The 20,335-nt window shown below is 61.6% G+C and carries 19 protein-coding genes; 5 read left to right on the forward strand and 14 right to left on the reverse strand.

What is annotated here, in order from left to right; translation table 11 throughout:
* Window positions 1-51: 51 nt before the first annotated feature.
* The 12 genes from HX818_RS26445 to HX818_RS26500 form a co-directional block, all read right to left on the reverse strand.
* A complete protein-coding gene (locus HX818_RS26445) occupies window positions 52-678 on the reverse strand; it encodes a bifunctional 2-polyprenyl-6-hydroxyphenol methylase/3-demethylubiquinol 3-O-methyltransferase UbiG (RefSeq protein ID WP_177021017.1) in 627 nt (208 codons plus the stop codon).
* Between the two features lie 39 nt (window positions 679-717).
* Entirely contained in the window at window positions 718-1,362 is a 645-nt protein-coding gene (locus HX818_RS26450) for a methionine ABC transporter permease (RefSeq protein WP_003211840.1), read from the reverse strand.
* Window positions 1,352-2,470, reverse strand: a complete 1,119-nt coding sequence (locus HX818_RS26455; RefSeq protein ID WP_102367883.1) for a methionine ABC transporter ATP-binding protein — start codon at window positions 2,468-2,470, stop codon at window positions 1,352-1,354. Before HX818_RS26455 ends, HX818_RS26450 begins: the two co-directional genes overlap by 11 nt.
* The gene (locus HX818_RS26460; RefSeq protein ID WP_003211844.1) at window positions 2,467-3,282 is read right to left on the reverse strand and encodes a MetQ/NlpA family ABC transporter substrate-binding protein; all 816 of its coding nucleotides are present in this window, start codon (window positions 3,280-3,282) and stop codon (window positions 2,467-2,469) included. Before HX818_RS26460 ends, HX818_RS26455 begins: the two co-directional genes overlap by 4 nt.
* Before the next feature lie 143 nt (window positions 3,283-3,425).
* Complete coding sequence (locus tag HX818_RS26465) at window positions 3,426-4,778, reverse strand: LLM class flavin-dependent oxidoreductase (protein WP_003211846.1); 1,353 nt, start codon at window positions 4,776-4,778, stop codon at window positions 3,426-3,428.
* Window positions 4,778-5,971: an SfnB family sulfur acquisition oxidoreductase gene (locus HX818_RS26470; protein ID WP_008435819.1), complete on the reverse strand. Its 1,194-nt coding sequence runs from the start codon at window positions 5,969-5,971 to the stop codon at window positions 4,778-4,780. The genes HX818_RS26465 and HX818_RS26470 overlap by 1 nt, the downstream gene beginning before the upstream one ends.
* A 23-nt stretch (window positions 5,972-5,994) precedes the next feature.
* Window positions 5,995-7,236 carry an SfnB family sulfur acquisition oxidoreductase gene (locus HX818_RS26475; RefSeq protein WP_008435817.1) on the reverse strand — a complete coding sequence of 414 codons (1,242 nt, stop codon included), beginning with the start codon at window positions 7,234-7,236 and terminating at the stop codon, window positions 5,995-5,997.
* A 184-nt stretch (window positions 7,237-7,420) separates the two neighbouring features.
* Window positions 7,421-8,206, reverse strand: coding sequence for a hypothetical protein (locus tag HX818_RS26480; RefSeq protein WP_003211852.1), 786 nt, complete (start codon window positions 8,204-8,206; stop codon window positions 7,421-7,423).
* A 337-nt stretch (window positions 8,207-8,543) separates the two neighbouring features.
* Entirely contained in the window at window positions 8,544-9,290 is a 747-nt protein-coding gene (gene tcyN, locus HX818_RS26485; RefSeq protein ID WP_177021018.1) for an L-cystine ABC transporter ATP-binding protein TcyN, read from the reverse strand.
* A gap of 3 nt (window positions 9,291-9,293) precedes the next feature.
* Complete coding sequence (tcyL, locus tag HX818_RS26490; protein ID WP_003211857.1) at window positions 9,294-9,959, reverse strand: cystine ABC transporter permease; 666 nt, start codon at window positions 9,957-9,959, stop codon at window positions 9,294-9,296.
* Window positions 9,959-10,753 (reverse strand): cystine ABC transporter substrate-binding protein, encoded by a 795-nt coding sequence (tcyJ, locus tag HX818_RS26495; RefSeq protein ID WP_003211859.1) that lies wholly within the window; start codon window positions 10,751-10,753, stop codon window positions 9,959-9,961. Before tcyJ ends, tcyL begins: the two co-directional genes overlap by 1 nt.
* Window positions 10,754-10,984: 231 nt before the next feature.
* A complete protein-coding gene (locus HX818_RS26500) occupies window positions 10,985-11,977 on the reverse strand; it encodes a D-cysteine desulfhydrase (protein ID WP_003211860.1) in 993 nt (330 codons plus the stop codon).
* A 166-nt stretch (window positions 11,978-12,143) separates the two neighbouring features.
* On the opposite strand from HX818_RS26500, the gene epsC reads away from it, so the two are divergent.
* Window positions 12,144-13,070, forward strand: a complete 927-nt coding sequence (gene epsC, locus HX818_RS26505) for a serine O-acetyltransferase EpsC (RefSeq protein ID WP_003211862.1) — start codon at window positions 12,144-12,146, stop codon at window positions 13,068-13,070.
* Between the two features lie 449 nt (window positions 13,071-13,519).
* On the forward strand, window positions 13,520-15,481 hold the full coding sequence (betT, locus tag HX818_RS26510; protein WP_003211865.1) for a choline transporter BetT: 1,962 nt from the start codon (window positions 13,520-13,522) through the stop codon (window positions 15,479-15,481).
* Window positions 15,482-15,484: 3 nt separating this feature from the next.
* On the opposite strand, the gene HX818_RS26515 is transcribed toward betT, so the two are convergent.
* Both HX818_RS26515 and HX818_RS26520 read right to left on the reverse strand, forming a co-directional pair.
* The gene (locus HX818_RS26515; protein ID WP_003211868.1) at window positions 15,485-15,733 is read right to left on the reverse strand and encodes a hypothetical protein; all 249 of its coding nucleotides are present in this window, start codon (window positions 15,731-15,733) and stop codon (window positions 15,485-15,487) included.
* Between the two features lie 177 nt (window positions 15,734-15,910).
* Complete coding sequence (locus tag HX818_RS26520) at window positions 15,911-16,642, reverse strand: SDR family oxidoreductase (protein WP_177021019.1); 732 nt, start codon at window positions 16,640-16,642, stop codon at window positions 15,911-15,913.
* 119 nt (window positions 16,643-16,761) lie between these two features.
* On the opposite strand from HX818_RS26520, the gene HX818_RS26525 reads away from it, so the two are divergent.
* The 3 genes from HX818_RS26525 to mgrA all read left to right on the forward strand — a co-directional run bounded on the left by HX818_RS26525 (window position 16,762) and on the right by mgrA (window position 20,289).
* Window positions 16,762-17,652: a LysR family transcriptional regulator gene (locus HX818_RS26525; RefSeq protein WP_008435806.1), complete on the forward strand. Its 891-nt coding sequence runs from the start codon at window positions 16,762-16,764 to the stop codon at window positions 17,650-17,652.
* A gap of 161 nt (window positions 17,653-17,813) precedes the next feature.
* Window positions 17,814-19,142, forward strand: a complete 1,329-nt coding sequence (locus HX818_RS26530; RefSeq protein ID WP_080673292.1) for an OprD family outer membrane porin — start codon at window positions 17,814-17,816, stop codon at window positions 19,140-19,142.
* Window positions 19,143-19,251: 109 nt separating this feature from the next.
* A complete protein-coding gene (mgrA, locus tag HX818_RS26535; RefSeq protein ID WP_003211877.1) occupies window positions 19,252-20,289 on the forward strand; it encodes an L-glyceraldehyde 3-phosphate reductase in 1,038 nt (345 codons plus the stop codon).
* Window positions 20,290-20,335: the final 46 nt, after the last annotated feature.

The raw sequence follows: 20,335 nt of genomic DNA on the forward strand, positions 1-20,335 counted from the left end.
AAATGTGGGAGCGGGCTTGCTCGCGAAGGCGTAAGCCCAAACAACAAAGACCTACAGCTTGCGCCACACACTTGCCAGCCACGGCTGTTGTTCCCGAGGCAATCCCGCTGGCCGGTAGTAATGCTCCAGCTCCACAAACCCCGCAGCCGTCAGCAATTCCTGCCACGCCTGCAAGTCGTGATACGAGCCATACCGCGGCCCATTCCAGCCCTCCTGGTTTTCACCTCGAGGGTTTGAGCTGAACAACACTCCACCGACCTTCAACGCCCCATGCAACTGCCCAAGAATGCGCGGCAGTTCCTGCTTGGGAATATGAAACAGCACCGCATTGGCGAAGATCCCGTCGAAACGGCCGGCCGGCAAATCCAGCTTCAGGAAGTCCTGTTGCAGCACTTCACAGCCGCTGTCTTCCCGGGCCATCTGTGCAAAGCGCTCCGAACCATCGAGCCCCACCGCGATGTGGCCCATGCGGGTAAACGTCTGCAAATCCCGCCCCGGCCCGCAGCCGAAGTCCAGCACGGTAAACGGTGCGTCGCCCTGGATATGCCGCAGCAACGCATCAATGTTCTGGCTCACATCGTGATCGCGGGTGCCTTCACGAAAATCCTCGGCCACTTTGTTGTAGTGGCCAAGGGTGGTGGAGGTGATCTGGTCGAGGTCGTCGGGGGCGAGTTTCATGGCAGGTTATACCGGGCGCTGAGATGGCCCGACTATACCTCACCTCTTGTTCAGAACCCTGGCCAACCGATCGCCGCCCAACTGAATCACGGCTACCAGGATCACCAGCAGCACAATCACGGTGAGCATGATCTGCGTGTCAAAACGCTGATAGCCATAGCGATAGGCAATATCCCCCAGCCCACCGGCGCCAATTGCCCCGGCCATGGCCGAGGAGTTGATCATCGTCACCAGGGTAATCGTGAACCCGCCGACAATCCCCGGCAGCGCCTCCGGCAGCAGCACATGCCAGACGATATGCCAGCGCCGGCAACCCATGGCCTGCGCCGCCTCGATCAAGCCGTGATCGACTTCGCGCAAGCTGACTTCGGCGATCCGCGCAAAAAACGGCGTGGCCGCGATGGTCAACGGCACCACCGCCGCCCACACGCCATAGGTGGTGCCGACGATCAACCGGGTGAACGGAATCAGCGCCACCATCAAAATCAAAAACGGGATCGAGCGGAACAGGTTAACGAACGCCCCCAGCACCCGATTCAAGGCAGGCGCCTGATAGATGCCGCCCTTGTCGCTGGTCACCAGGAACACCGCCAGCGGAATCCCCACCAGCAATGCAATCAACGACGACACTCCGACCATCAACAGTGTGTCGATGGCGCCCTGCAATAAACGATCAAACCACATAGCCCAGCACCTCCACCTGTTGTGCCCAGCGCCCGGCGCGGCTGCGCAGTTCTTCGGCGGTCAGGGACGAGCCGCTCACCGCCAGCAGCAATTGCCCCAAGGCGTGGCCCTGGATGCGTTCCACACCGCCTTGCAGCAAGCGCACGCGCCCGCCGAGGGCGCTGAACAACGCAGCAAGATCGGGTTCGTCTTCGGCACTGCCAGTCAGTTGCAAGCGCAGCACCACGGCGGCGTCCTTTGAGGTCGGATTGGCCTGCAGGCGGCTTTGCAACTCTTCAGGCAGGCCATGTTGCAGCGGCGCCAGCAGGGTTTTACTGACCTCATGCTGCGGGTTGCCGAACACTTCCCACACCGGACCTTGCTCGACCACATGGCCGTGTTCCAGCACCACCACGCGGTCGCAGATTTCGCGAATCACGGCCATTTCGTGGGTGATCAGCACGATGGTCAGGCCCAGGCGTTTGTTGATCTCCCGCAGCAGGCCGAGGATGGATTGCGTGGTCTCAGGGTCGAGCGCCGAAGTGGCTTCGTCGCACAACAGAATCTGTGGGTCATGCACCAGTGAGCGGGCGATGCCCACCCGCTGTTTCTGCCCGCCGGACAGCTGGGCCGGGTAAGCCTGGTGCTTATCCTGCAAACCGACCAATTCCAGCAGTTCACGCACCTTCTTCTCGCGCTGCTCCTTGGGCACGCCTGCGACTTTCAACGGCAGTTCGACGTTCTGCCATACGGTCTTGGCCGACATCAGGTTGAAGTGCTGGAAGATCATGCCGATGCGTCGGCGCAGGGCGACCAGGCGGTCTTCGTCGAAGTCGCCGATGTCCACCTGGTCAATCAATACCCGGCCGCTGCTCGGTTGTTCCAGGCGGTTGATGGTGCGGATCAGCGACGACTTGCCGGCGCCGCTGCGGCCGATGATGCCGAAGACTTCGCCGCGCTGGATCGCCAGGTCGATGCCTTGCAGGGCGGGCACGGATTGGCCGTCATAGGTCTTGCCCAGGTTGATAAAGCGCACGTGCGCGCGGTTCAGGTCCGGGTGCAGTTCTGTCTGCTCGGCGTCCCTGGGCGGCAAGCCCAGGTCGCGCAGTTGAGAGTGGGCGGCGGTCATTTTTTATCTTCCCAGCCGACTTGGTAGAGCTTGCCAAGGGATTTATCCAACGCGGCGCGCACCACCGGCGAGTGCTGGTAGATGTCGACGAACTTGATCACCCGCGGGTCGGTTTTGCTCTTGGGCTGGACCACGAACTGGATCACATATTCCGGATGGTCGAGGCCGTCGAACAGCAGCGCCGACTCGGCATCGAAGGTCTTGGACAGGCGGATATACGCCGGGTAGCCCTGCACCAGGTCGGCGTCGTCATAAGCGCGCACCAGTTGCACCGCCTCCACTTGCAGGATCTTGATCTTCTTCGGGTTGGTGACGATGTCTTCTTCAGTGGCCTTGTAGCCCACGCCCGGCTTGAGCGTGATCAAGCCGGCCTTGGCCAGCAGTTGCAGGCCGCGACCACTGTTGATCGGGTCGTTGGCAATCGCCACGCTGGCGCCCTGGGGCAGGTCGTTGATGCTCTTGTACTTCTTCGAATACAGCCCGACGTTGTTGATGATGCCCGGCGCGTACGGCACCAGGTCAAAGCCCGCAGCGGCCTTGGCGTTTTCCAAAAACGGGATGTGCTGGAAGTAGTTCACGTCGATATCGCCGGCTGCCAGGCTGACGTTGGGTGCGATCCAGTCGGTGAATTCCACCAGTTCGACTTTCAAACCCTGTTTGCCGGCCTCTTCGACGGCGGCCTCCAGTGGAATGGCGAAGGCGGCGGTGGTGCCGACTTTCAACGGTGCGTCAGCGGCGAATACCGCCGAGCTGAACAATCCGAGGGCGAGCGCCAGTGCTTTGACTGGGTGGCTGAGCAATGTTTTTTTCATAGTGGATTTCCAGTCATAAGGTGTGAGTGCAAACAACTCGGTCAACTGTGGGAGCGGGCTTGCTCGCGAAAGCGGTGTGTCAGTGAATGCATCCGGCGACTGATACAGCGCTTTCGCGAGCAAGCCCGCTCCCACATTTTGGTTCAGTGGCGGTAGGTGGAGCCGGTGTGTTGTTCAGGTAAGTGCGCCGAGTGGTGGAAGACTTTCTCCCGCAACGTCCCGGTCTCATACGCGGTCTTGTACGAGCCCCGGCGCTGCAGCTCCGGCACCACCAGTTCGATAAAGTCGACGTAGCTTTCCGGGGTGACGATGCGCGTCAGGTTGAAGCCATCCAGGCCGGTTTCGCTGATCCATGATTCAAGTTCATCCGCCACCTGTGCCGGCGAACCCACCAGGGTGATGTAGCGCCCGCCAAGAGCGTGTTGCTCAAGCAACTTGCGCCGGGTCCAGTCATTGTTCTGCAGGTTCTTGGTCGCGGACTGGATGGCGTTGCTCTTCACGTACTGGATCGGTTCGTCGATTTCGTACTGTGAAAAATCAATCGCCGTAGAGGCCGAGAAATGCGCCACGCCGGCTTCCGCACTGGCGTAGCTCAGGTACTCGGCGTGCTTGGCCCATGCGGCTTCTTCGGTGGCGCCGACAATCACGTTCAGGCCCATGAACACCTTGATGTCGTCCGGGTTACGCCCGGCTTCCACGGCGCTGGCGCGCACCTTGTCCACCTGGATCTTGGTCGAGGCCTTGTTCTGCCCGCTGATGAACACGCACTCGGCGTGACGCCCGGCAAACAGCAGTCCACGGTCGGAGCTGCCCGCCTGGAACAGCACTGGCGTGCGTTGCGGCGACGGCTCGCACAGGTGATAACCCTCCACCTGATAGAACTCGCCCTTGTGCTCGACCTTGTGCACCTTCTCCGGCTGGGCATACACCCGCGCCTGCGGATCGTTGATCACCGCGTCGTTTTCCCAGCTGCCTTCCCAGAGTTTGTAGAGCACCTCCAGGTATTCGTCGGCCTGGTCGTAGCGCCGGTCGTGCTCGACCTGCTCGGTCAGGCCCATGGCCTTGGCGGCGCTGTCGAGGTAGCCGGTGACGATGTTCCAGCCCACCCGGCCACGGCTCAGGTGGTCGAGGGTCGACATGCGCCGGGCGAACAGATACGGCGGTTCGTAGGTGAGGTTGGCGGTCAGGCCGAAGCCAAGGTTTTTGGTCACCGCCGCCATGGCCGAGACCAGCAGCAACGGGTCGTTGACCGGCAGCTGGATCGCCTCCTTGAGCGGCACGTCCACCGAGTTCTGGTAGACGTCATACACGCCGACGATGTCGGCGATGAACAGCCCGTCGAACAGTCCGCGTTCCAGCAACTGCGCCAGTTCGGTCCAGTACTCGATGGTTTTGTACTGGGTCGAGTTGTCCCGTGGATGGGTCCACAGGCCGTGGTTGATGTGCCCGATGCAGTTCATGTTGAAGGCATTGAGCAGGATCTTTTTCTTCGCCATCAGATAGTCCCCCGCAGTGGCGGGTTTTCATCGTTGAGGTAGTAATTGCCCACAGCAAAGTACTTCCAGCGCACCGGGTCGTGCAGGGTGTGCACCCGGGCGTTGCGCCAGTGGCGGTCCAGGCCGTGTTCGGCGAGGGTCGCCTGGCTGCCGGCGAGTTCGAACAGGGTGCTGCCGGCCGCCAGGGAAATCTCGGTGCTGAGGGCGCGCACTTCGGCGACCGCGATGGATGCGGCCGCGACGGTGTCGGCATTGCTGTCGGCCTGGGCGCGGTCGAGGAATTCGCCTGAGCGTTCCAGCAGGGCTTCGGTGGCGTGCAGGCGGATGCTCAAGTGGCCGAAGCTTTTCAGGGTCAGCGGATCTTCGGTGGCCTTGTCGCTGGTGGCATCGATCCACGGCCGGGTCTTGGTGCGCACGAAGTGCAGGGCATCTTCATAGGCTGCGCGGGCAATGCCGGTGTCGATGGCGGCGTGAAGGATCTGCGCCAGCGGGCCGACAGTGGTCGGGCGCTCGAAGGCACTCTGGAACGGGATCACGTCCTGGGCCGCGACCCACACGTTATCGAATACCACCGAACCGCTGCCAGTGGTGCGCTGGCCGAAGCCGCTCCAGTCGTCGATCACACTCAGGCCCTCGCTGTCACGGGTGACAAAGGCCAGTTGCTGCACACCGTTTTCGTCCACCACGGACGTGGGAATACGTTGGGCGTAGATCGCGCCGGTCGAGTAGAACTTGCGGCCGGTGATACGGAAACCGTCACCGTCGCGGGTGATCTTGGTGATGCGGTCGTGGGCGGTCTTGGTGCCCAGTTCTGCCAGGGCATTGCCGAAGCGCTGGCCGGCGAGCACTTCGGCGTACAGGCGTTTTTGCTGCGCCGGGCTGCCGTTCACCCGCAGCACTTCGAGGGCATAAAAATGGTTCTGCGGGATCTGCCCCAGGGACGCATCCGCCTGGGCAATCAGTGCCGTGACCTTGGCCAGGGTGACGTTGGAAACGCCGGCACCACCGAACTCCTTGGGTACGCTGATGCCCCACAGGCCGGAGCGGGAAAACACGTCCAGCTCAGGCAAGGGCAGGCGGCGTTCACGGTCACGCAAGGCGCTGTCGCGGCGGAAGTCTTCGGCCAGGTCGCTGGCGACAATGAGGGCTTGTTCATCGCTGGTAATAACCGCGACGTGATGAGAAAGGGTCATAGGTTTCTCCAGAGGTCTGGTCGTTAAATCCAGGAATGCCGGGCAGGCAAAGTGCCGTTGAGGTGGTAAGCGCCCACCGCGTGGTACTTCCAGCGCACCGGGTCGTGCAGGGTGTGCACCCGGGCGTTGCGCCAGTGGCGATCGAGGTTGAATTCGGCGAGGGTCGCGCGGCTGCCGGCCAGTTCGAACAGCTTTTCGCTGGCGAGCAGGGAAATCTCGGTGGTCAGCACCTTGGCTTCGGCCACGGCAATCGAGGCGCGTGCGGCGGACTGCGCGGTGATCGGCGCGGCGCTGACTTGGTCCAGTACCTGGCCGGCCTTGCGCAGCAGGGCTTCAGCGGCGTGCAGTTCGATCTTCAGCTTGCCGATATCGGCGATCACATACAGGTCATCGCTGGCCCGTTCGACCTTGGCGTCGATCCATGGCCGCGAGCGTTCGCGTACAAAGCTGATGGTGTCGTCGATCGCGCCACGGGCGATGCCGGCGTCGATGGCCGCCTGGATCAATTGCGAGACTGCACCCTGGATGCCCGGTGTTTCGCCGAGTCGCCAGGTTTCCACCACCAGTTCGGCGTCCACCGCCACTTGATCCAGCAGCACTGTGCCGCTGGCGGTGGTGCGTTGGCCAAAGCCTGACCAGTCATCGACAATACGCAGGCCTTCGGTGCCACGGCGCACGAACGCCATGACGACTTTGCCGTCATCGTTCAAGGCCTTGACCGCCACCCAATGGGCGAACAGCGCGCCAGTGGAGTAGAACTTCTGGCCACTGACGACGTAGCCGTCACCTTCGGCGGTGATGCGTGACTTGAGGTCCAGGGTGTTTTTGGTACCGCGTTCCGGGCCGCCGTTGCCGATGCGCCAGCCGTCCAGCACGCTCTGGAACAGCTGCTTTTTCTGGCGCTCGCTGGCCGCACCTTGCAGCACGTGCAGGATGCCGAAATGGTTCTGCGGGATTTGCCCCAGCGCCGGGTCGGCCGCGCTGATGATCGCGAACACCTCGGCCAGGGTCACGAAGGACACCTGCGGGCCGCCGTACTCACGGGGAATGGAAATACTGCCCAGGCCGCTGCGGGTGAAGTGTTCGATTTCAGCCCAGGGCAGTTTGCGTTGCTGATCGCGCCTGGCCGCTTGCAGGCGCGCGGCCTGTGCCAGCTCGTGGGCGGCGCTCAGGGCCTCGGCGTCGTTGCGCAGCACTTTGGCGGGCAACAACAGCGGGGCAACGTCCAGATCACTCTGGGGGGGTGTTTGTGCCAAGTTAGACATCAGCGCCGCTCCTTGGCTGCACGCAATGCCCTGGCGTTACGCACCGGGGTAATTTTGACCATACCTACCTCACATCCGTTGAAAAGATAAAAAAATCAGGAATGTCCGGTGGTCCGGTGCATATACCCTAAGCGTGTTAAATTTTTTAATAAACTAACTTTTAGGAATATGCATAGAAGGTCTGTCACCCCGGTTCACAAGGCGAGCCGGGGCGACGGGGTTGGTAGGCCAGCGGGGCCCTGGCGGGGCTGGTCGGGGCCTGGGGAGCGAGCGCGGCGATGCGCAGGATGCGGGCTGGCGCCCAGCTTGAATTGTTGCCGACCCGGTCGAGAATGCAGTAGGTCACTTCGAGGCGATGGTCGTCCCCGGCCTCGACAATGATGGCCGACGGCACCCACACCTGCACCGCCTTGCCCACATCGCCAGCCTGGATGCTCGGCAGGTCCAGGCGCACGTCACCCCAGCGCAGGGTGATCTCGTCATCGGTCGCCATGTTCAGGTACGGCTCGATGGTCAGGGGCACGCCACGGCGGATCTGGCTGCTGTTGACGCCATGGCGACGGATGGTCTCGGGCAGGCTGACGGCGGCCAGGTTCTGGTTTTCATCAAGGCTCAGTGCCGAGGGCATGCCGCCGGGGTAGTCGGTCTTGACCTGCACCCGGGTAATGGCCGAACGCGCCGGGCCGTGGCCAACCTGCATGACCCGGTAATGAATCCGTGCCGGGCCATTTTGCACAAAGCTCTCCGGCACTCGCAGGCTGGTGGGCATGCCGATCTTGCCGGCGGTGATGCGCCGGGAGGCGGCAAAGCAGTTGTTCCAGAACAACTCGATCAGGTCGCCCTCGTCCATGCCGCAGTAAGGCGCGATATCGACCTGCAGGTTTGTCGCAGCGAGGGCATTGATGCCTTCTCGATGGGCCTGGGGCAAGGTCGGGGCAGTGAGCAGCGCCTGGGTGGAAATACGCTTCATAAATAATCTCCTTGGTGCAGCCAGCAGCAATCGTTCCGGACATCAGGCGCGGGCAGGCGACGTAGTCCGAAAGAAACGATTTAATAAAAAACCAGAATGGATCCAATCCTCTGGGCGTTAGATAAGAGGCTTGGTTAGTTGGCGTCAAGAGGCTGGGCGGGGCAAACAGGGGGTTATGGAATATTCAGAAGGGTCTTACTGGGAGGGCGCTGCAAGTGCGTGCTTCAGAGTGACTTTTACCCAATGAATAAAGGGTGTTTCCCCAAAAACACTAAAGAGGCGAGTTGCCTTTCGGCAACTCTATAAAGCGAAGCTTCTTACAATAAATCGGCGCAAGTTAGTTGTTGATGAACTTGCTGAGAAACTGCCGGGTACGTTCTTCTTTCGGGTTGGCAAACAGCGTCTTGGCTTCGCCTTGTTCAACAATGACGCCCTTGTCGAAGAAGATCACCCGGTTGGCCACATCCCGGGCGAAACTCATTTCGTGGGTCACGATGACCATGGTGCGGTTTTCTTCCGCGAGGCTGCGAATGGTCGCCAGCACTTCGCCTACCAGCTCCGGGTCCAGGGCCGAAGTCGGCTCATCGAACAGGATCACCTCCGGCTCCATCGCCAGGGCCCGGGCAATGGCCACCCGTTGCTGCTGCCCACCGGAGAGGCGGCGTGGGTAGGCGTCTTCCTTGCCTGCCAGGCCGACCCGGGCCAATAGCTTGCGGCCCAGGGCATCTGCGGCGGTCCGGGGCATCTTCTTGACCACGATCGGGCCTTCGATGACGTTCTCCAGGGCCGTGCGGTGCGGGAACAGGTTGAAGTTCTGGAACACAAAACCCACGTGCTGGCGCAGGCGCCGCACCAGGCTTTGCTGTTGGTTGAGCGGGCGGCTGCTGTCGATCTCGATGTCACCGACCTTGATTCGGCCACTGGTGGGTTCTTCGAGGAAATTCAGGCAGCGCAGCAAGGTGGTCTTGCCGGAACCGCTGGGGCCGATGATGGCGACGACTTCGCCTTCCTTGACCTCAAGGTCGATCCCGTTAAGCACCACCTGACCCTTGAATTGTTTGGTCAGTTTTTCAACCACGATCATGCTTCAAGACTCCAGGTCATGCCGGTTGACTCGTGCTTCCAGGCGGTTTTGCACGTGCGCCAGGACGCTGGCAAGAATCCAGTAGATCAAGGCGGCGGACAGATACATGGTGAAAATTTCGAAGGTACGGGCCGAGACCAATTGCGCCTGGCGGAACAGCTCCGGAACCTGGATGGTGGCGGCCAGGGCAGTGTCCTTGACCAGGGAAATAAAGCTGTTGCCCAGCGGCGGCAAGGCCGTGCGCATGGCCTGCGGCAGGATGGCCCGGCGCAGGGTCTGCGCACGGGTCATGCCGATACTGGCCGCAGCTTCCCACTGGCCGCGCTCGATGGAACCGATGGCGGCACGCAGGATTTCACAGGCATAAGCAGCCATGTTCAGCGAGAAGCCGATCATGGCCGCCGGGATCGGATCCAGCTCGATGCCCACTTGCGGCAAGCCGTAGTAGATCAGGAACAGCTGTACCAGCAAGGGCGTGCCGCGAAAGAACGACACGTAGACGCGGGCGGTCCAGCTCAACAGCTTGAAGCGCGACAGGCGCATCAAGGCCAGGCCGAAGCCCAGCAGCAAGCCGAAAAACATCCCGCCGAGGCTAAGGATGACCGTGAAGTACGCGCCCTTGAGCAGAAAGGGCGCGGAGTCCAGCGCGAGTTGGAAACCTGCTTCCATTATTGAGTAACGTCAGCGTTGAAGTACTTCTCGGACAGCTTCTTCAAGGTACCGTCGGCGCGCAGTTCGTCCAGAGCCTTGTTCACCGCGGCCAGCAGTTCAGGCTCGCCTTTGCGCAGGGCAATACCGGCTTCCTGACGGGAGAACGCAGCACCTGCGGCGGCGGTGTCCTTGGCTTTCTTGGCGTATTCCAGCGCGGCGAGGCGGTCGATCAGGATGGCGTCGACACGGCCGATGCGCAGGTCCTGGAACTTGGTTGGGTCATCGTTGTAGGTTTTGACGATGGCTTTCGGTTGGTTTTCCTTGAGCCATTGTTCGTAGTTGGTGCCCAGGCCCACACCGATTTTCTTGCCGGCCAGGTCGTCGGCGGTCTTGATGGTGTCGACGTTCTTCGCCAGGGTCAGCGCCTGGATCCCGGAGACGGTGTAAGGCTTGGAGAAGTCATACTTTTCCTTGCGCGCATCGGAGATGGTCACCTGGTTGACGACCGCGTCCAGGCGCTTGGATTCCAGGGCGGCGAGGATGCCATCCCACGGCGTGGCTTGCAGCTTGACCTTGACGCCCAGCTTCTTGGCCAGCGCTTCGGACAACTCGACCTCGAAACCGCTGAGCTTGCCGCTTTCATCGACGAAGCTGAACGGCGGGTAGGTGCCTTCCAGGCCAATCTTGATTTCGCCGGCTTTCTTGATGTTGTCCAACTGCTCGCCAGCAACTGCCTGACCGAGCCACCCGGCGCCAAGCGCCAGCCCCAATGTGCCAACCAGTAACGTGCGACGGAATACGGAAATAGTCATGAAGAGCCCCTGTGTTTTTTATGTTGAGCGATGCAGGTGACGCGGTAGTCGTATCCTGCCTTAAAAGCGCGGTGTGTGGGAGCCGGGCTTGCCCGCGATTGCATCAACTCGGTGTTTTGGATCTGCCCAGTCATGCGTATCGCCATCAAGCTCGCCTACGGCGCGACTATAAAGCCGGTTTTTAAGACTTGAAAATAATATAAAATCAGATTGATATTTCTTTATGGAATATCAAAAGCTCGAATCATAAGCAAACAACGCCGGTGCGCCACCCGTGTGCAGGAAGATGATCGGCCCCTCTTCAAAGCGCTGGCGTCCAATGCCATCCAGCAACCCGGCCATGGCCTTGCCCGTGTAGACCGGGTCCAGCAGCAGGCCTTCCTGGCTGGCTACCAGCTTGATCGCCGCCAGCGTGCCGGCACTCGGCTCGCCATAACGGGGGGCGAAGTACTCGTCCCACAGGATCACCTTGAACGCGTCCGGCAGCGGCACGCCGAGCAGTTCGGCGGTACGTTCGGCCAGGCCCTGCACCTTGGGGCGCTGGGCTTCGTCGGTACGGGACACCGTGATGCCAATCACTTGCAAGTCGGGCAGCACTTCGGCCAGGGCCAGGGCCAGGCCGCTGTGGGTGCCGGCGCTGCCGGAGGCCAGGACCACGGTGGAGAACGGGATGCCGCTGTCTTCAATCTGCCCGGCCAGCTCCAGCCCGGCGCGCACGTAACCCAGGGCGCCGAGGGCGTTGGAGCCGCCGATGGGCACCAGGTACGGTTTCTTGCCGTTGCTGCGCAGGCGGTCGGCGAGGGCGTTGAGCTGGTCGTCGACGTTGTCCAGGTTCTCCACCAACTCGACCTTGGCGTCGAACAGCTCCAGCAACAGGCGGTTGCCGTTGGCCAGGTAGTTGGGGTCTTCGGTGCCCGTCGGGTTTTCCAGCAGGGCAACGCAGCCCAGGCCCAGCTTGGCGGCCAGCGCAGCGGTCTGGCGTACATGGTTGGACTGGATCGCGCCGGCGGTCACCAGGGTGTCGGCACCCTGGGCCAGCGCATCGGCGGCGAGGTATTCGAGTTTGCGCAGCTTGTTGCCGCCCATCGCCAGCGGCGTGGTGTCGTCGCGTTTGACGTAGACGTCACGCCCCAGCCAGGCCGACAGCCGCTCGAGTTTTTCCAGGGCGGTGGCGCCGCCCAGCAGTTCCAGACGGTTAAAGCGGTCGAGCTGTTGTTTGATCATGGCTACGCACGGGTGGTCAGAGATGCTGGGACTATAGGCAGGCACTTTTGCGTCGGCAACCGCCAATCGCTTATGTCGGCGGGTTATTAGCATTGCACTATTGGTTCTTAAGGACGCTCAGGTTCCTTGCCGTAAAGTGATGGGCATTTCGTCAGGAGTGAAGACCGTGAGTGAGCGTTCCAGTCATTGGCAATTACAGACCATCGTCAGCCAGCTGCGCAGCGCCCGGGACCAGTGGCGCACCCGCAACGGCCGGGTCAGCGGCGAGCAGGGCGGGCGCGAGCTGCCTTCACGGGAAGCCGTAGCGCAGATTCTCGAGGCGTTGTGTGGTGCGCTGTTCCCCATGCGTCTGGGGCCGGTGGACCTGCGTGAAGAAAGTGAAGACTTCTACGTCGGCCACACGCTGGATGTGGCGCTGAATGCATTGCTCGCCCAGGCGCGCCTGGAGCTGCGATATGCCGCGCGGCAAGGTGGCCAGGATGACAGTGAAGTCGACGCCCATGCCATCCACCTGATCCAGGATTTCGCCCTGGCGTTGCCAGGCTTGCGCAGCCTGTTGGACACCGACGTGCTCGCCGCCTACCACGGCGACCCGGCGGCGCGCAGCGTGGATGAAGTGCTGTTGTGCTACCCGGGGATTTTGGCGGTGATTCACCATCGCCTGGCGCACCACTTGTATCGGGCAGGCTTGCCGTTGCTGGCGCGCATCAGCGCGGAAATCGCGCATTCGGCGACCGGGATTGATATTCACCCGGGCGCGCAGATCGGCCCGAGCTTCTTTATCGACCACGGGACGGGTGTGGTGATTGGCGAGACGGCGATCATCGGCGAGCGGGTACGGATCTACCAGGCCGTGACATTGGGCGCCAAGCGTTTCCCAGCGGATGAGGATGGGCAATTGCAGAAAGGCCATCCGCGGCATCCGATTGTCGAGGATGATGTGGTGATCTATGCCGGGGCGACGATCCTGGGGCGGATTACGATTGGCAAGGGCTCGACCATTGGCGGCAATGTGTGGCTGACGCGCAGTGTGCCGGCGGGGGCGAACCTGACCCAGGCGAATCTGCAGCATGATGATGGGACGCAGAAATAGAGCAGCTCCCTCTCTAACGATCACACAGATCCAATGTGGGAGCGGGCTTGCTCGCGAATGCGGTGTATCAGTCGCCAGAAGTGTTGGCTGACACGCCGCATTCGCGAGCAAGCCCGCTCCCACATTTTGTCTGCATTCCAAATTTGAGCCGCACTACCCAAATTCGAGCCGTATTTCACTCAGCAATCGCTGAACGTTTCGTCATCCCCATACGTCATACCTTTCCTTGAGCTAGTGTAGGAAACACCTACCACTCGGCCCTGCGATTAGTCCTCAAACCCCTATCCATGTTTAACTTGACTGTTCGTTCAAGTTAAATCGGTGGTTCGCTGCCCGCTCACAACAGGAGGCTTACCTTTGCTGAGTCCGTTTTTTACAGCCACATCCCATACCCTTGAGGTGCGCCCTACATGAGTGCATCGTCCACACCTTCCAGCGGTCTGGTCCGCATGAATCCGCCGGTGTTTTACTTCGCCGCGAGCTTCATCCTGCTGTTCGGCCTGACCGTCATCGCGATTCCCGAACAAGCCGGCGCCTGGCTGCTGGCCGCACAAAACTGGGCGGCCAACACGGTCGGCTGGTACTACATGCTGGCGATGACCCTGTATCTGGTCTTCGTGGTGGTCACCGCGTTATCGGGCTACGGCAAGATCAAACTCGGTGCCGACCACGACGAGCCCGAATTCAGTTACCTGTCCTGGGCCGGCATGCTGTTCGCCGCCGGGATCAGCATCACGCTGTTTTTCTTCTGCGTGTCCGAACCCCTGACTCACCTGGTGCAACCGCCCCAGGGCGAGGCCCTGAACGGTGACGCGGCGCGCCAGGCCATGCAGATCCTGTTTCTGCACTGGGGCCTGCATGGCTGGGGCGTGTTCGCCTTCGTCGGCATGGCCCTGGCGTACTTCGCCTACCGGCATAACCTGCCGCTGGCGTTGCGCTCGGCGCTGTATCCGCTGATCGGCAAGCGCATCAACGGCCCCATCGGTTATGCGGTGGACGGCTTCGGCATCATCGCCACGGTGTTCGGCCTCGGCGCCGACATGGGCTTTGGCGTGTTGCACCTCAACTCCGGGCTCGATTACCTGTTCGGCGTGGCCCACACCCAGTGGATCCAGGTCGGCCTCATCACCTTGATGATGGGCGCGGCGATCCTGGTGGCGGTCTCCGGTGTCGATAAAGGCGTGCGGGTGATGTCCGACATCAACATGCTGCTGGCCTGCGCGCTGCTGCTGTTCGTGTTGTTCGCCGGCCCTACCCAGCACTTGCTCAACACCCTGATCCAGAACATCGGCGACTACCTCGGCGCCTTGCCGACCAAGAGTTTCGACCTCTACGCCTACGACAAACCGAGCGACTGGCTGGGCGGCTGGACCGTGTTCTATTGGGCCTGGTGGATCGCATGGTCGCCGTTCGTAGGCCTGTTTATCGCGCGCATTTCCCGCGGTCGTACCATCCGTGAATTTGTGTTCGGCGTGCTGTTGATCCCGCTGGGCTTCACCCTGGCGTGGATGTCGATCTTCGGCAACAGCGCCATCGACCAGGTACTCAACCACGGCCTTACGGCGCTGGGACAGTCGGCCATTGATGACCCGTCGATGAGCCTCTACCTGCTGCTGGAAACCTACCCGTGGAGCAAGACGGTGATCGCGGTCACGGTGTTTATCAGCTTCGTGTTCTTCGTCACCTCGGCCGACTCCGGCACGGTGGTGCTCTCGACCTTGTCGGCCAAAGGCGGCAACGCCGATGAAGACGGGCCGAAGTGGCTGCGGGTGTTCTGGGGCGCGATGACCGCGTTGGTGACCAGCGCGCTGCTGTTTGCCGGCAGCATCGACTCGCTCAAGTCGGCCGTGGTCCTGACCTCGCTACCGTTCTCGATGATCCTGCTGCTGATGATGTGGGGGCTGCACAAGGCGTTCTACCTTGAGTCGCAGAAGCAGATTGCGCAGATGCATTCCCTCGCGCCGGTATCGGGCTCACGCAAGGGCACCGGCGGTTGGCGCCAGCGCCTGAGCCAGGCGGTGCATTTCCCGTCACGGGATGAGGTGTACCGTTTCCTCGAGACCACGGTGCGCCCGGCCATCGAAGAAGTGACGGCGGTGTTTGTCGAAAAAGGCCTCAACGTGGTCACCCAGCCTGACCCGGCCAATGACAGCGTCAGCCTGGAGATCGGCCACGGCGAGCAGCACCCGTTTGTGTATCAGGTGCAGATGCGCGGCTATTTCACCCCGTCATTCGCACGGGGCGGCATGGGTTCCAAGCAGCTCAACAACCGCCGCTACTACCGGGCGGAAGTGCACTTGAGCGAGGGCAGTCAGGACTACGATCTGGTGGGCTACACCAAGGAGCAGATCATCAACGACATCCTCGACCAGTACGAACGGCACATGCAGTTCCTGCACCTGGTTCGTTAAGGCTCAGGCCCTGATAAACAGGGCCAGTGCCACCAACGGCGCACCGAATACCCCGCTGCCGATCACCAGCTCCGAGACCAGGGGCTGGCCGGCAGTGACCACACCTACCGCGCCGTTCACCACCGACACCACCAGCCAGATCCCGACAAAGCTGTAGGCCAGAATGTGCCGGCTGACGCCCAGCTTTTGGCCGATGAACAGCATCAGCGCGAGGAGGATCAGGCCGGCGGTGATGACGAGGGCGGTGTGCATATCTGACGTCTCCTGATACCCGCTGATTTTCCGTGAACAGCAAACCTGTGGCGAGGGAGCTTGCTCCCGCTGGGCTGCACAGCGGCCCCAAAAAAGATGGGAGCGCTGCGCACTCCAGCGGGAGCAAGCTCCCTCGCCACAATATTAGTGCGTCGTAGAGTGAGTGCTGCGTGGCCTTCAGACCAAACCACCATTGGCCCGCAGGATTTGCCCGTTCACCCAACCACCGGCCGGGCTCACCAGGAACGCCACCACGCTGGCGATATCTTCCGGTTGGCCCAGGCGTTCCAGCGGTGCCATCTTGGCCAGGCCCTGGATCTGCTCTTCGCTTTTGCCATGCAGGAACAGTTCGGTCGCCACCGGCCCCGGGGCAACGGCGTTGACGGTGATGCGCCGGCCGCGCATTTCCTTGGCGAACACCTGGGTCAGGGATTCCACCGCCGCCTTGCTGGCGATGTACACCGCATAACCGGGGAAGTTGAGGCCGACGGTGCTGCTGGAGAAATTGACGATGCGCCCGCCGTCGTTCAGGCGGGTGGCGGCTTCACGCAGGGCGTTGAAGGTGCCGCGGGTATGGATGTCGAAGTTCTGGTTGTAGAGCTCATCGCTGTGTTGGGCCAGCGGCAGCACCTTGAGGATCCCGGCGTTGTTGATCAGCACATCAACCTTGCCCAGCTGGGCTTCGGTCTCGTCGAACAGGCGCTTGACGTCGGCGGCGCTGGCCACGTCGCCCTGGATCGCTATGGCTTGGTGGCCGGCCTGGCGCAACTCCACTACCAGCCTTGACGCTTCGATGGCGCTGTTGGCGTAGTTGATGGCGACGGCATAACCGTCGGCAGCCAGTTGTCTGGCAACCACGGCGCCGATGCCGCGTGAGGCGCCGGTAACGATAGCAACTTGGGTAGTCATGATCTGGTTTCCTTGGGGGAGTGGTTGGGTGTGGAAGCAGATTCACATGTTTACCCAGGCCGATAAATGCGCCAGAGTTGCCTTGACTGTTCAAGAATCGCCAACAATGGAGACGCGCCGTGGACCAGGTCAAAGCGATGAAAGTGTTCGTGAGGATTTACGAACGCAGCAGCTTCACGCTGGCGGCCGATGACCTGAACCTGCCGCGCGCCACCCTGACCCACACCCTCAACCAGTTCGAGGCCTGGCTCGGCACGCGCCTGCTGGAACGCAGCACCCGCCGCGTCCGCCCCACGCTGGATGGCGAGGCCTATTACCTGCGCTGTGTGCAACTGCTGGCGGAGCTGGAAGAGGCGGAACTGGCCTTCCGTTCGGTGGCCCCCAAGGGCCGCCTGCGGGTGGATTTGCACGGCACCCTGGCCAAGTACTTCGTGATTCCGGCGCTGCCGCAATTCATGGCGCGCTACCCGGAAATCGAGCTGTCCATCAGCGAGGCGGACCGCTTCGTCGACCTGATCGCCGAAGGCGTGGATTGTGTGCTGCGGGCGGGCACCCTGGGGGATTCGGCGTTGATCGGTCGCCGGGTTGCGACGCTGCGCCAGGTGACCTGCGCGAGCCCGGCCTACCTGCGCAAATACGGCGAGCCGAAGCGCCTCGCCGACCTGGGCGAGCACCGTGCGGTGAACTATGTTTCACGCACCACCGCGAAGCTGTTCCCCTTCGAATTCATGGTCGACGGCCAGGTGCAGGAAGTGACCATCGAGGGGGCGCTGTCGGTGTTCGGTGCAGAGATTTATGCCGCCAGCGCAGTCGCCGGACTGGGCATTATCCAGTGCCCGCACTACCGCATCGCCGAGCTGATCAACCAGGGCGTGATGCAGGAAATCCTCATTGATACACCACCGCCGCCCATGCCGGTTTCGGTGCTCTACCCGCAAAACCGACACATGTCGCCGAGGGTGCGGGTGTTCGTCGATTGGCTCGCCGAAATCTTCGCCACTGCCCGCTAACCCGCGTCTTTACTGGGTTTCTTAAATTTAATTTCATCCGGGTAAAGGGTGTTTTGACTCCGAACTGTCACATGGCCATCGCCTAATTGTGTGAAGCGTTTGACGCTTTCATTTCAGAACAGTGACGGAGACCGGTACCAATGAAGACGTTATTAAGCCCCATGGTGGGTGCCGCCATGGCGAGCTTTATGCTGTCCGCCCACGCCGATTTTATCGATGACAGCCACGCCGACGTGACCCTGCTCAACCGCTACCTCAACCAGCAGGGGCGCGATGTGGTGAACAGCAATAACAAGGCCCACAGCATCCGCGATTGGGGCCAGGGTTTTGAGTTCAATTTCAAGTCCGGCTACACCGATGGGCCGGTGGGCTTTGGCCTGGACCTGCAGGCGTTCTACGGTTTGAAACTGGACTCCGGCGGCGACCTCAATGACAAGGATCACCAGGGCCGCTACCCCGGCAGCATGTTCCCGCTGGATAACGGCAAGTCGGCCGACCAGTTCGGCGTGCTCAGCCCGACCTTCAAGATGCGCTTCGCCCAGGATGAATTGCGCGTCGGTACGCTGTACGGCAACAACCCGGTGCTGGCCAACACCGACGGCCGCCTGTACCAGCAGACCAACACCGGCGTGCAGTTGGTTTCCAAGGACTTGACCGACTTCACCTTTACCGCCGGTGACATCCTCAAGACCAAGATCCGCAACGAAACCGGCGACCAGGGCATGATCACCGCCGGCGGCACCAAAGAGAGCGATCGCTTCCTCTACGGCGGTGCGGACTACAAAGGTTTGCCGGACACCACCGTCAGCCTGTGGTACTCCAACCTTGAGGATTACTACCAGCAGTTCTTCCTCGGTGCCAAGCGTCATGACGCCCTGCCTGTCGGCGCGATCGACACCGACGTGCGCCTGTACCGCAGCCTGGGTGTGGGTGAAAACGCCGCGGGCGACAAAGACTATTCCGCGGCGGGTCTCTACGGCGATGGCACCTCCAAGGGCCGCATCAACCAGTCCACCGTCAGCCTGTTGGAAAGCTACAGCCTGGACGGCCATACCGTCGGCCTGGGCATCCAGAAAAACAGCGGCGACAGCGACTTCCCGTACCTGGATTCCGGCCTGAACAGCGGTGCCAGCAACCAGGGCCCGGGCTCGGGCGCCGACACCCCGGCACTCACCAACATGCAACTGAACAAATTCCAGCATGCCGGCGAGCGCACCTGGCTGGCGCAGTACAAATATGACTTCGGCAAACTCGGCCTTAACGGCCTGACCTTCGCCACGTCCTACGCCCACGGTGATGACATCCGCACCACCCAAGGCACTACCAGTGAATGGGAACGTAACGTCACCGTGGCTTACCAGGTGCCCACCGGCACCCTCAAAGGCCTCGGCGTAACCTGGCGAAATGCCCACGCCAGCCCGGATATCACCGGTGCCACGGTGCAAGATGAAAACCGCTTCTATGTAAGCTACGTCGTTCCACTCTGGTAGGACTTTGCTGTAAAAGGGATAGGCAGACTTAAGCGATTCAGCTGCTTAAAAGGCCCGGGAATATGCTTATTCCCGGGCCTTATTTGCCCCAAGTCCAAGAGAGGATTCGATGACTTACATTGCTGCCGAAAACCGCTATGAATCTATTCCTTACCGCCGCGTAGGTCGCAGCGGACTGGTGCTGCCGGCACTGTCCCTGGGGCTGTGGCACAACTTTGGCGACAGCACCCCGATCGATACCCAGCGCGCCTTGCTGCGCACCGCGTTCGACCTGGGTATCAACCACTTCGACCTGGCCAACAACTACGGCCCTCCATACGGCAGCGCCGAGATCAACTTCGGTCGTTTGCTGCGGGAAGACTTCAAGCATTACCGCGATGAACTGATCATCTCCAGCAAGGCGGGCTGGGACATGTGGCCGGGCCCTTATGGCCAGGGCGGCGGTTCGCGCAAGTACGTGCTGGCGAGCCTCGACCAGAGCCTGCAACGCCTGGGCGTCGACTACGTGGACATCTTCTACTCCCACCGTTTTGATGCCGACACCCCGCTGGAAGAAACCGCCAGCGCACTGGCCACCGCCGTGCAACAGGGCAAGGCGTTGTACATCGGGATTTCGTCCTACTCCGGCGTGAAAACCCGGGAAATTGCGGCGCTGCTCCAGGAGTGGAAAGTCCCGCTGCTGATCCACCAGCCGGCCTACAACCTGCTCAACCGCTGGGTGGAAAAAGACCTGCTGGACGTCACCGAAGAACTCGGTGCCGGGGTGATCGCGTTCACGCCATTGGCCCAGGGCCTGCTGACCGACAAATACCTCAACGGCGTACCGGCGGATGCGCGGGTCAATCGTCCGGGGGGTGGTTCGTTGCAGGCCAAGCACTTGTCCGAGGCCAACATCGCCCACGCCCGCGCGCTGAATGAAATTGCCAAGCGCCGTGGCCAGAGCCTGGCGCAGATGGCGTTGGCGTGGACGTTGCGTGATCCACGGGTCACCAGCGCCCTGATCGGCGCGAGCCGGCCGGAGCAGATCATTGAAAACGTCGGTGCGTTGCAGAACCTGAGCTTCAGCGCGCAGGAGCTGGCGGAGATTGATCGGTTTGCCCAGGAAGGCGGGATTAACCTGTGGGAGAAGCCGTCTACGGCTGAATAAGCGGTAGAGCCCGATTCCGGCATCAACCTCTACCCAATGTGGGAGC

This window comes from Pseudomonas sp. F9001, assembly GCF_013385435.1.
Taxonomy (GTDB): Bacteria; Pseudomonadota; Gammaproteobacteria; order Pseudomonadales; family Pseudomonadaceae; genus Aquipseudomonas.

What these genes read in the sequence shown, in the direction of transcription:
- HX818_RS26445 (WP_177021017.1), bottom strand. Translation starts at nt 678, where the DNA reads ATGAAACTCGCCCCCGACGACCTCGACCAGATCACCTCCACCACCCTT.
- HX818_RS26455 (WP_102367883.1), bottom strand. Translation starts at nt 2,470, where the DNA reads ATGACCGCCGCCCACTCTCAACTGCGCGACCTGGGCTTGCCGCCCAGG.
- tcyN (WP_177021018.1), bottom strand. Translation starts at nt 9,290, where the DNA reads ATGATCGTGGTTGAAAAACTGACCAAACAATTCAAGGGTCAGGTGGTG.
- tcyL (WP_003211857.1), bottom strand. Translation starts at nt 9,959, where the DNA reads ATGGAAGCAGGTTTCCAACTCGCGCTGGACTCCGCGCCCTTTCTGCTC.
- HX818_RS26500 (WP_003211860.1), bottom strand. Translation starts at nt 11,977, where the DNA reads ATGATCAAACAACAGCTCGACCGCTTTAACCGTCTGGAACTGCTGGGC.
- HX818_RS26465 (WP_003211846.1), bottom strand. Translation starts at nt 4,778, where the DNA reads ATGGCGAAGAAAAAGATCCTGCTCAATGCCTTCAACATGAACTGCATC.
- tcyJ (WP_003211859.1), bottom strand. Translation starts at nt 10,753, where the DNA reads ATGACTATTTCCGTATTCCGTCGCACGTTACTGGTTGGCACATTGGGG.
- HX818_RS26515 (WP_003211868.1), bottom strand. Translation starts at nt 15,733, where the DNA reads ATGCACACCGCCCTCGTCATCACCGCCGGCCTGATCCTCCTCGCGCTG.
- HX818_RS26450 (WP_003211840.1), bottom strand. Translation starts at nt 1,362, where the DNA reads ATGTGGTTTGATCGTTTATTGCAGGGCGCCATCGACACACTGTTGATG.
- HX818_RS26520 (WP_177021019.1), bottom strand. Translation starts at nt 16,642, where the DNA reads ATGACTACCCAAGTTGCTATCGTTACCGGCGCCTCACGCGGCATCGGC.
- HX818_RS26470 (WP_008435819.1), bottom strand. Translation starts at nt 5,971, where the DNA reads ATGACCCTTTCTCATCACGTCGCGGTTATTACCAGCGATGAACAAGCC.
- HX818_RS26460 (WP_003211844.1), bottom strand. Translation starts at nt 3,282, where the DNA reads ATGAAAAAAACATTGCTCAGCCACCCAGTCAAAGCACTGGCGCTCGCC.
- HX818_RS26530 (WP_080673292.1), top strand. Translation starts at nt 17,814, where the DNA reads ATGGTGGGTGCCGCCATGGCGAGCTTTATGCTGTCCGCCCACGCCGAT.
- mgrA (WP_003211877.1), top strand. Translation starts at nt 19,252, where the DNA reads ATGACTTACATTGCTGCCGAAAACCGCTATGAATCTATTCCTTACCGC.
- betT (WP_003211865.1), top strand. Translation starts at nt 13,520, where the DNA reads ATGAATCCGCCGGTGTTTTACTTCGCCGCGAGCTTCATCCTGCTGTTC.
- HX818_RS26480 (WP_003211852.1), bottom strand. Translation starts at nt 8,206, where the DNA reads ATGAAGCGTATTTCCACCCAGGCGCTGCTCACTGCCCCGACCTTGCCC.
- HX818_RS26475 (WP_008435817.1), bottom strand. Translation starts at nt 7,236, where the DNA reads ATGTCTAACTTGGCACAAACACCCCCCCAGAGTGATCTGGACGTTGCC.